Origin of the sequence: Arenibacter amylolyticus (genome assembly GCF_002150785.1) — a bacterium.
Classification (GTDB): Bacteria; Bacteroidota; Bacteroidia; order Flavobacteriales; family Flavobacteriaceae; genus Arenibacter; species Arenibacter amylolyticus.
Genome location: NZ_MTAZ01000039.1, coordinates 1 through 10,758 on the forward strand (window position 1 = coordinate 1; position 10,758 = coordinate 10,758).

At 37.9% G+C, this 10,758-nt stretch carries 14 protein-coding genes; all 14 read left to right on the forward strand.

The features are described from left to right. The coding region (locus BV214_RS16925) for a hypothetical protein (RefSeq protein WP_217868752.1) at nt 1-245 on the forward strand (245 nt) is incomplete at its 5' end. A gap of 81 nt (nt 246-326) precedes the next feature. Next, nucleotides 327-1,034 (forward strand): SIMPL domain-containing protein, encoded by a 708-nt coding sequence (locus tag BV214_RS13185; protein ID WP_086477979.1) that lies wholly within the window; start codon nt 327-329, stop codon nt 1,032-1,034. 80 nt (nt 1,035-1,114) lie between these two features. Then, entirely contained in the window at nt 1,115-1,519 is a 405-nt protein-coding gene (locus BV214_RS13190; protein WP_086477980.1) for an ACT domain-containing protein, read from the forward strand. Nucleotides 1,520-2,577: 1,058 nt separating this feature from the next. After that, complete coding sequence (locus BV214_RS16675; RefSeq protein WP_140157765.1) at nt 2,578-2,901, forward strand: hypothetical protein; 324 nt, start codon at nt 2,578-2,580, stop codon at nt 2,899-2,901. 149 nt (nt 2,902-3,050) lie between these two features. Continuing rightward, the gene (locus tag BV214_RS13200) at nt 3,051-3,959 is read left to right on the forward strand and encodes a TolB family protein (protein WP_086477982.1); all 909 of its coding nucleotides are present in this window, start codon (nt 3,051-3,053) and stop codon (nt 3,957-3,959) included. A 291-nt stretch (nt 3,960-4,250) separates the two neighbouring features. Beyond that, nucleotides 4,251-4,712, forward strand: a complete 462-nt coding sequence (locus BV214_RS13205) for a YybH family protein (protein WP_086477983.1) — start codon at nt 4,251-4,253, stop codon at nt 4,710-4,712. 101 nt (nt 4,713-4,813) lie between these two features. Beyond that, on the forward strand, nt 4,814-5,356 hold the full coding sequence (locus BV214_RS13210; RefSeq protein ID WP_086477984.1) for an SRPBCC family protein: 543 nt from the start codon (nt 4,814-4,816) through the stop codon (nt 5,354-5,356). 50 nt (nt 5,357-5,406) lie between these two features. Next, nucleotides 5,407-5,787, forward strand: coding sequence for a cyclase family protein (locus BV214_RS16930; protein ID WP_217868761.1), 381 nt, complete (start codon nt 5,407-5,409; stop codon nt 5,785-5,787). A gap of 469 nt (nt 5,788-6,256) precedes the next feature. Further along, nucleotides 6,257-6,430: a hypothetical protein gene (locus BV214_RS17155; protein WP_317045188.1), complete on the forward strand. Its 174-nt coding sequence runs from the start codon at nt 6,257-6,259 to the stop codon at nt 6,428-6,430. A 14-nt stretch (nt 6,431-6,444) separates the two neighbouring features. Continuing rightward, the gene (locus BV214_RS17160) at nt 6,445-6,756 is read left to right on the forward strand and encodes a class I SAM-dependent methyltransferase (protein ID WP_317045189.1); all 312 of its coding nucleotides are present in this window, start codon (nt 6,445-6,447) and stop codon (nt 6,754-6,756) included. A gap of 356 nt (nt 6,757-7,112) precedes the next feature. Further along, nucleotides 7,113-7,781, forward strand: a complete 669-nt coding sequence (locus tag BV214_RS13225) for a CPBP family intramembrane glutamic endopeptidase (protein ID WP_140157766.1) — start codon at nt 7,113-7,115, stop codon at nt 7,779-7,781. Between the two features lie 201 nt (nt 7,782-7,982). Further along, complete coding sequence (locus tag BV214_RS13230; RefSeq protein WP_086477986.1) at nt 7,983-9,164, forward strand: serine hydrolase domain-containing protein; 1,182 nt, start codon at nt 7,983-7,985, stop codon at nt 9,162-9,164. Nucleotides 9,165-9,500: 336 nt separating this feature from the next. Further along, nucleotides 9,501-10,274 (forward strand): hypothetical protein, encoded by a 774-nt coding sequence (locus tag BV214_RS13235; RefSeq protein WP_086477987.1) that lies wholly within the window; start codon nt 9,501-9,503, stop codon nt 10,272-10,274. Nucleotides 10,275-10,351: 77 nt separating this feature from the next. Next, nucleotides 10,352-10,732 (forward strand): transposase, encoded by a 381-nt coding sequence (locus tag BV214_RS13240; protein ID WP_394334941.1) that lies wholly within the window; start codon nt 10,352-10,354, stop codon nt 10,730-10,732. Nucleotides 10,733-10,758 lie beyond the last annotated feature (26 nt).

Here is a 10,758-nt window from a genome sequence, read left to right on the forward strand (position 1 = left end):
ATACCCTGATGAAAGGAAAGCAGCACGTGCTCTCGGAGGTGAACCTGATGATGACCTGTTACAACCTTAGGAGACTAATGTCCATACTTGGCCCAAAGGAGCTCAAAAACAGGCTAAAAGGGCTTGAACCTTCAACGTTTGGTCTCTATGGACCATTTTCAGCACTTTGGGGACACTTTCTTTTTCGGGCCAATTTATTGTACCTCCTAAGAATCGGCCGTAAAACCCATTGTACCTTCATGTAAATCAAAACAAATCACTTAAATTTAACCGAAAAGGGGTTTCTGCGCAGACTCCCGTTTGCAACTATTAAAATTTAAGAAATCATGAAAATAGACTGGATAAAATCCTTAATACTCGGTGCATCAATTATCATTGCAGGATTTTTTATTGGAAACATGCATAAAACTGGCAAAAGGTATGACCGGTTTGTTCAAGTAAAAGGCCTTTCAGAACGTGAAGTAAATGCTGATTTAGCGGTTTGGCCAATCAACATTACCCTCACCGCAAATGATCTTAACTCCCTAAAGGTTAATGTTGAAAAGCAAAACAAGGAAGTATATGATTTTTTTATTGCTCAAGGATTTGAGGAAAACGAACTTACTAAAGGGAGTACCAACATTAATGATGTCCGTGCAGATATATATAATTCCAATTCTAGGAATAGCGAATTCCGATATTTGGCTAAATCAGAGTTTACGGTTAGAACAAAGGATATTAACAAGCTTCAAAAAGCGCTTTCTGAATCCCTGAAACTTATGTCCAAGGGTATTTTACTAGAATCTAAGAATACATGGAAGCCAGTTGAATATGTATTTACAGGATTAAATGATCTTAAACCCTCTATGATAGAGGAGGCAACCAAAAATGCCAGAGAAGTGGCCAAGAAATTTGCCCGTGATTCTAATTCACAAGTCGGGGAAATCAGGATAGCAAGACAAGGGCTTTTCACAATTAATGACAGAGATGAAAATACCCCTCAAATTAAGATTGTCCGGGTGGTTTCTACCATAGACTTTCAGTTAAGGGACTAAAAGGGCTAATACTATAAAATGTGACTTAAATCGCGCTATAGACCCTTGGTAGTAGCAAGTTGAAAATAAACAGAAATTAAATGGCTGGGGAAACGGATATCTCTAAATTATTAAAAGGAATGACTCCCAAGCTCAATTTAGGGGAATACGTGTTTGCTACGGTAAAGGATATTAACGAGATTAATAGAAACGACACCCTTTGTGAATTCCAAGAAATAGAAGGAACCACTATTGTTATTGAGAAAACCAAGGCAGACGGGCTTAATTTAAACTATCAGTATGTAGCTTCGTGGATTACTCTTATGGTTCACTCATCCTTAGATGCAGTAGGTTTAATAACTGCTATATTTTCAACGGAATTAGCGAAAAACAATATTAGCTGCAATGTAATTGCTGGATATTATCACGATCATATTTTCGTGGATATAAAGGACTCGGAGAAGGCAATGAAGGTGTTGATGGAATTATCCAAAAAGCAACCATAAAACCTGCTAAATGAACATCATAACCTAAATTTACTTCATAGATTGGATGATTTAATTGAAATTTCGGAAATCTTTCTTATTAAAAATAACGATGCCTTAGGTAATATAAATGCTTCAAAGTGGGTGACAAAGGTAGGCAGCCAGTTATTTATCTTCCATCACCTTTCATTGACTACTTTAAAGGAATTGGAAAGTTTATAAGAGGATCATCAAATCCTAATCACCAACAAAATTAACTTAACGAACATTGGGGCCTTAGGAGGAATTATCTCAACTTCTGACGTATGAATTGATTCTAATGATTCACTAGCGGATTTTTGTGCACTAAGTACATTGCACAGAATAAATGGGAGTTTTTAGATTTTGCAGCTAAGTTTAATGTCTTCAACCCAACATAAGATCTGCTGAATAAGAATTGTTCCAACTAACCAAACCGGTGACCAATCCTATAGAGCAAATTATTTTCTTGACGCTTCATATTAAGTAAGGGGAGATCTATAGGAAGCACTAAAAGACATGTTTTTTATTAGGGGAAATCTTTCATAAGTTGTACTTTGTAAGAGGATTCAAAAAATCAAAATACCTAATAGATGCACCATCCGACCCATAGATATCTTCTAATACTAACTATGCTATGCTCCTCTTGTTCTAAAAAAGAAGAAATACCGGCTACAATACTGCAATAATCCGAGAAGGCGATTAAAGCATCCGTCAACACCTTTACTCCAAACGATTTTTATCAATCCTATTTAGACGAAAACCTATCGCAAGCCTATAGAGATAGGCTAATAAAAAATGCGATAGCCTGGAAGGGTGCGGAGCATGAAACTGCGTTACGTAAAGCTGTGTTGGTAAGCGACCACAATGAGTTTTCAGAGTACAATTTAAAATATTGGGTAACCTTTAAAGAAGGTGGGAAATATTCTTATTCTTTGAATGTTCTCGATAAAGAAGGAAAGCTTACTTTAAGTAGGTTTGAGCCCCAAAAAGTGAATATTGGCAGTTCAATCCATTCTCCTGATAGCGCTTTCAAAGTCCCTAGTTTTGACGCTAACCAGATGAAGATTAATCTCGCCTATACATCTATTGGCGCCACGCTCCTTATCCTTATTTTATTGGCGTTATGGAAAAGAAATTTCCTATTACTGATAGCGGCTCCATTGCCTTTTATTTATAGTGAAGGGATGACCATATATCACTTTAATGGGATTGATGTAATATCCCCTACCACGCAATTCGGATTGCCTAGATACGGAAATATAGACCTCTATTTTACGAACCTATCACTTACTACAACAGGTGTATTTTATGCTTTGGCAATCATCGTAATCTATATGGTTTTTTCGATTGCAAAGGAAAACAAAATGCATCGGCCTACCTAGTAGACGTACTGCAAGAATATCTAGATGTTTAACGCTAGTTGTCGCAAATTTCATACTTGTCCTATTTGATGATTGGAGGAGATTGACTAAATTGTAAAGGGCTTTAGGTTTTTGCCGTATAAAAGTTAGATCATACCCATCCACCGCTTATGGAAACAATTAAATTCCTAATACTTGTTCTGATTTTCAATTCCTGTAAAGAGAATAAGAAAGTACATGTTGCAAATGAGAATTTATCCAACCTGGAAATTGCATTTGTGACCAATAGGGATGGAAATGCAGAAATTTATATTATGGATAGTAATGGAGAGAATCTACGAAATATTACAAAAAATGATTCTCTAGACTTTAGCCCTTCCTGGTCCAATGATGGTCAAAGTATTTATTTCTATTCCAAAAGAGATGGTAATGCAGAGATTTATTCTGTTAATACCGACGGAACGGATTTAAAACGGTTAACAAATAATACCTCAGTAGATGTACTCCCAGTTGTATCTCCAGATGGAAATACCCTAGTTTTTATGAGTGATCGAGATTCTCTATCGCGAAATATCTATGCAATGGACAAGGACGGTTCTAATGTTAGGCCACTCACGCAAAACAAAAATTATGAAGAAAGTCCTAGTTGGTCTCCAAACGGGCAAGAAATATTGTTCACAAGGCAATATCGCGACGCTACGGATACTTCACATGCTGCAAATGGAGAAATACACCTAATGAATTCCGATGGCTCTAAGGTGAGAAGACTGACAACTAAAGAAGGGTATGATTCAGGAGCAAAATTTTCACCTGATGGAAAACAGATCGCATTTTATGGGAGTACTAATGGGCAATGGGATTTGTTTATTATGAATTCTGACGGCACAAATTTATACAACCTAACTAACGATACTATTGAATGTTATTCACCCGATTGGTCACCCGATGGAAAATGGCTTGTTTATACTGCGGGATATAGAGGAAATTATAATATCTCGAAAATAAACATTGATACGAAGGAGCGAGTTCAACTAACCAACACTCTGGGAAGAAATGAAAGTCCGGCTTGGAGAAAATAATGCACTACCGCCAATTAAGGATAAGTATCAGGGACTAGATTGGACATGGAATATGATTGCAATACTCCATGAAGAAAGGAACTATGAAGTTTGTTGGTAATGAAGAATTATAAAACGTCCAACTGTTCAGAAAGACCCACCCCAAACATAGGGACTCCAAATTAGCACCTGTTTAAACATAAATTCTTAAATTGAAGTATAAATAATGAATTGGTAGTGAGACTGAAAGTAGGTGCATAGTATTATGCTATTCCTGTGACCAGTGACAGGGTATATCTTAAAATTAGTACAATGGGAAAATCGCTAACTGTAATATTATTTACCTTCTTTTTTCTAAGCTTTTCGCTAGTAATAAGGAGTCAAGATTTTGATGCCGATAAAGTCAAGCTAGAAATCCAAGAATTGGTTATGGCCGAGCAAAATGCATTTCGTACAGGAGATTGTGATACGGTATTGGATTTTATGGCGGAGAACATAACTTTTTTGGCAAACGGACGAAAGGTTTCCTCTAAAAAGATGATCGGGAAATTTTGCACAACTATTCCAAGGCCATTTAAAAAAGCTACAACCAATGAAGTAACTATTTATCCGCTAACCGTAAATTCCGGATATGAAATCCGAACTTTAGAATATCCTAAAGACGAGCATATTAAAATATTGGAGTATGTAACCAAAATTTGGAAGAAAACAGCGGGTAAATGGAGAATAATCCATCTTCATTCTACCATAAAGGAACTGCCAATAACCAAGTAAAGTAACACCTATTGCCTTAAAGTAGGCCTAGGAATTTTCTTTTGGTCATGCGTTATAATATTTTCCTTTTATATTTAAGCTAACCTAAACCACGAAAAATCATGAAATACCTAAAGTATATTCTTGGAACCTTTGCCATGTTAGTTATGGTATTCTTACTAATTGGGGTCGTTAAACCACAATTGACGTATGAATACGATATAATGGTAGACAAACCACTAGCTGAATCTTGGGCCGTTAGTCAGGACGAAGAAAAAATGTCCGAATGGTTAGAGGGGTTTCAGAAAATAGAACCTATAAGTGGTACTCCAGGGGAGGTGGGTTCCGTATCGGATGTTTATTTTATGGACGACGGCCAAGAGATGGTAATAAGAGAAACCATAACGGATATTAAACCCAACCAATCTATTTCCATGCTATTTACGTCAGACTTTATGGATATGGATTATAAGCTCGTTATGGAGGCTGTGGATGGAAAAACAAAGATTAGTTCTAACACCAACTGCAAAGGAAATGGGATGGTATCCAAATCTTTAGTGGCCTTAATGGGAGGTTTTATTAAAGGACAAGAGGAAACCAATCTTATGAACCTTAAAAATACCATAGAAGGAAATTCCAAGGATTATTTCGCTATAATCAACTGATTGAAAGTTAAAATAAACAGGACCTCTTATCAATTAAGCTTCAACTGTAAATGGAAACAAAGGGAAAATGGATTGATTTGAGTCATACGATCCATGACGGACTCATCACTTACAAGGGATTACCCGCCCCCATTATCTGTGATTATCTAAGTAGGGAGGAATCTAAAAAGATATATGGTGAAGGGACCGAATTCCAAATTGGGAAAATAGAAATGGTCGCAAATACCGGAACCTACATTGACTGCCCATTTCACCGTTTTGCCCACGGAAAGGACTTCACCGAAATGGGCCTGGAACACTTTGCAGACCTAGATGCCGTTGTGGTGAGTGTCCCCTACAAAGAAAATTTGAAAATTACTGAAGCGCATCTAGACTCCTATGATATCAACAATCGGGCGGTACTTTTCCATACCGGATGGGACCAACACTAGAATACGGAAAAGTATTTTGAAGGGCATCCGCACCTAACCGCTACTTGTGCCAGATTTTTGAAGGATGCCCAAGTTAAACTAGTAGGTATAGACTCCTTGAATGTGGATAATACCGAAGGCAAACAAAGGCCAGTGCACTCCATTCTTCTAGGCGCGGATACCCTAATCGTAGAGCATCTTACCAATTTGCAATCCCTGCCAGAGGGTCGATTGAAGTTTAGTGCGATTCCACCAAAAATTAAAGGGATTGGTTCCTTTCCCGTAAGAGCAATGGCCAAACGTTGCGAATAATAATTCGCCTAACTTCCTATTAGAGAAAAAATACACCGTTTGGAAAAGCATGCTCGTTCACCAAAATTTAGGGGTGTTCATTCCCTTCATCAATTATGTTTACCGCTGCAAAAGATAAGCCTAGTTTAGAGGCCAACCTAAATCGATCAGGTTGTTGCGAACCTTAATAATTTTTAAAATGGAAGAATTTAATCGAAAGAAGCACTGGGAGCATATCTATCAAACCAAGGAATTAATGGAGGTTAGTTGGATTCGGTCAACTCCAGAGACTTTCTTGGAATTCTTTAAGCACTTTAAAGTCCCCAAAAATGCCAAAGTGATCGATATCGGGGGAGGGGTTGTTATCTGGTAGATCTTTTACTCGATTTGGGGTATCAGCATATATCGGTCCTCGATATTTCAGCAGCTGCTATCGAAAGAGCTAAAGACCGATTAGGGGAAAGAGCTATAAAGGTTACCTGGATCGTCGCAGATGCGTCGTCATTTATACCAACGGAGAAATATGATTTTTGGCACGACCGTGCTGCCTTTCACTTTCTGACCGATGATAGGGATATTGCCAATTATTTGGAAACCGATTTTAAAAGCATAAACCCATTAGGGTTTCTGGTGATAGGTACATTTTCCGAGCAAGGTCCCAAAAAATGTAGTGGTATCGATATTATACAGTACTCCTAAACTACCATGGCAGACCGGTTGAAGAACTATTTTGAAAAGATAAATTGTATAAGCGTAGATCATAAAACCCCTTTTAATACCATTCAAAAATTTGTTTTTTGCAGCTTCAGAAAACAGGCTTCTCAATGAAGCAATAGGAATAGGGAGCTACGTTGGCAACTGGACTAGTAGCGGCTAAGGTGTTCTTCGTTATTTAGCGGTAAGTTAATCGGGACTTACTCGTAGTGCAAGTCATTATCTTGAAAGAAATATCATTCTAAACAGCTTTGAAGGTGGGAAGTGTAATTTTAATAACGCTTTTGGGTGATTTTCTGATTTTTGTATTTTTAAACCTTTTTTCTAAAAACACAAGATCAATGGTTACCCTAAAGAAGTTGTCCCAATCCACCTTTTTGGATGTTTTGGTGTTTATTTTCTTAATTGCGATCTCTTATTTTAAACCAATACCTTTTCCGTGGAAAGTTCCCACAATTGCAGCCATAATATTGGCGTATATGGCAATGAGATACCATGATCTGGGGTTACTTGGACTGGATTGGCCCAGATGGAAAAATACCGTCATTTGGGGATTCATAATAGCTATTACCATAGTGGTGTGCATTAGCAATCTTGTTAATCCTATGATGGAAAGATTGTTAAATACGGAAGTGGATGTCTCTGCGTATGGGGATTTAAAGGGAAATGCTGCTTTTGTTACGGACTATTGGTGGAAAGCTATGTTGAGCGCAGCAATCGCCGAGGAGATCTTTTACCGTGGTTTTACATTTTACGTTTTGGAAAAACTTTTCAAAAACCTTCAATATCATAAGGTTTTGGTGGTGTTGGTAACAGCGTTTTATTTTGGAGTATCCCACAGCTTTCAGGGAATTGTGGGTGTCACTGGAATTTTCTTGGCTGCAATCGTATTTGGGAGTTCATTTTATTTGAGTAAAAAAAATCTTTATGCCATTATTTTAGGCCATGCCCTGGTAGATTCCTGGTCTTTGTACTCCTTGTATAAGGGAGGAATTAGCTTGTTTTTCTAAGACTTTACAAAAAAGAATACTGTTTCATGGCTAGTAGAACTTCCTCGAAATTAAGTAACTTTAAGTAGTTGAAATCCAACAGCTACCCAACCCACCTTACAGTTTTTTGGGGGCACCCATTGCTCATGACAATGACCGGTGGGTTGATTGTGGATGGCTAGGGGAAATGTTCGTTAGGAAATAGACAACCAAGCTATAAAGATGGGACAAAAAAAATCCATAGTATTATTTATCCTGCTGGCGCTGGCTCTTGTATATATTGCCAGTAGTACGGAAAGTTATTATGGGAGGTATATAAAATGGAGGGCGTCTGACATTGAAGACCATCAGAAATTTCCCAAGTATAGCTTTAAGGCAGCATCCAATCCCTTTTATTTTCCATCAAAGATAGATAGTAATTTAAACCACTTAATGGTAAGTATAAAGGAGGGGAAACAGCAGAAGTTATTGCCTCTCTTAAAAAAAACGGGTACTACTGCATTTATAATTATTAAAAATGATACCATATTATATGAACAATACCTAAATGGGTATCGTAGAAATTCTATAAACACCTCTTTTTCGATTGCTAAATCCATTACTTCTCTTTTAACAGGAATCGCTATTGATGATGGTTTTATCAATGATGTAAAGGACCCAGTAGGGTACTATATCCCAGGCTTATTGCAAACGGACACCAATTATAGCGACCTACTTATTTCGCAGTTGTTGGATATGCAAAGTGGCATTCAGTTTAAAGATCACGATCTACCTTGGGGAGATAAGCCCAAGGCTTATTACCATCCACAACTAAGGGAGCGGGTTCTAGAATTGCCTTTAGAATACGATCCTGGAAGTAGGTTTAAATATAATTCCTATAATCCCATTCTGCTAGGGATGATACTGGAAAGCGTAACCCATCTCCCAGCAGCTAAATACTTTGAAGAGAATTTGTGGAATGAGCTAGGCATGGAGTACGCTGGTTCCTGGAGTATGGATAGTGAGCGGTCTGGTATGACAAAAATGGAAAGTGGATTAAATATCAGGGCCATTGACTTTGCTAAGTTTGGACGACTGGTGTTGAATGATGGACGTTGGAACAACAAACAATTAATCTCCAAAGAATGGATGGACTATAGTTTTGATATTTCCGAAGAGTATCAATTATCCGATTTTTCCGCGGATTTATATTACCGTAACTTTTGGTGGATCTATGCCGATAAAACCCAATCGGGATTCACAATTAATAGTATTGCAGGGACCGGTCATCTAGGGCAATTTTTATTCGTTTTCCCTACGGAAAAGGTCATTGTGGTGAGAATGGGAAAAGAACTGGGTAAAGTGGATTCCTGGAGAAGCATTTTTCAGGAAATTGTAGAACATATCATTGCTGCGAGGAGTTAAATACCTAATGATTTTTTGTGAACCTTACGCTGTAAGCAGGCTAGCGATGTTGCCATGTGCCCCCTGAAAGGAGAAGAAATATGGTGGGGAATAGGCTGTTTATACGATGATATTGTGTTTAAACCTGTAATTGGGTAGAGTCGATTATGCGTTAAATGCTCTAGGTACCCTGCTGGGAAAGGGGTAATCTTATACTAGCCATCCCCTGAAAATAGGGTTAGATAATCGTTGAAGTATTGATTTTATTAGTGTTTTGAGGTGATTTAAAATAAGAAAACTGTTTAAAAAGCTGTAATTTATTGTTGCAAAAAAAACACTCACTTTAAAAACAGTTCGATGGACAAGGTACTAACAAAACAAATACAAACCCAGTTGAGCAACTATTTTTTATCCACAACCCTATTTACCAAGCCGGAGTTACGCTGTTTAAAGGATATGGTCATAGGTATATTAAAATCAAGATCTGTATTTGTGAATCAAATAGCAGCATCCCTAAGGGAACCCTTAAAACTCAAGGATGTTTGTAAGCGTTTAGCTTCTCAATACCTTAAGGAAGATTATGCGGTAAAAGTATTGGACTCCCATTTAAACTCTGTCTCTTCCGGGATATCTAAAGATGATTTTATCCTCATGGACGGTACCGATATCAGCAAAAAGTACGCCAAGCACATGGAAGGTCTGGAGTTGGTGAAAAACGGCGATACCGGTAAGATCGGCCTTGGGTACAATGTTCTGAATATAAATGCGATCGGCACCGACAAAACAATGGTGCCCCTATTCAGTAAGGCATACAGTTATGAAATGGGGGCGTTGAGCAGTAACAACGAGATAAAGAAGGCTGTAGGACAGGTCAAGGATCACATTGGCAAAAAAGGATGCTGGGTCTTTGATCGCGGAGCGGACAATACCATATTAAGGGATTTCTTTATCGGGGAATGTTTCCAAGCAATCATCCGTTTAAAAAGGAACACAAAAGTTAGTTATAAGCAACAGGAATATCAAGTAAGTGCCCTTGTAAATAAAATAGACTTCTCAATTACCCAAAGTGTGACCAAGATCAAGAAACACAAGCCTGTTTTGAAGCGCTACCAAATAGGGCCATACCCATAACCTATACCATCAAAGGCAGGGCACATAAATTGTGGCTGGTAGTCTCACGGGACGAAAAGCATGGAGGACTATGTTATTTGCTTGTAAAAAGCGAACTCTCCACTGCAAGAGAAGTGGCAAAATGGGCCTTTACAGGGTATGGTCTACGATGGAAAATAGAAGAATACCACAGGCATGTAAAGCAGCAATACAAATTAGAATCCATTCAAATGAAGACTTTTGAAGGGTTACAGTCAATGCTTGCGGTACTAACCGTAGCCATGTTTATGATTTACAAGAAAACACGATCGATTCATTTTAGTTTACTGCTGGATACAGGGTACAATTACCTGAACAAGCATACGGTCAGAGAGCTTACCAATTTCATCTACTATAAAATATCAAAAGTGATAGCAATTTTACTGATGCCAGTAAAAAGTAGATGGAAAATTCAAAATACGGAACCAATAGCGTCCTAAACGTTTAAAAAAGGAAGGGAGTTTTG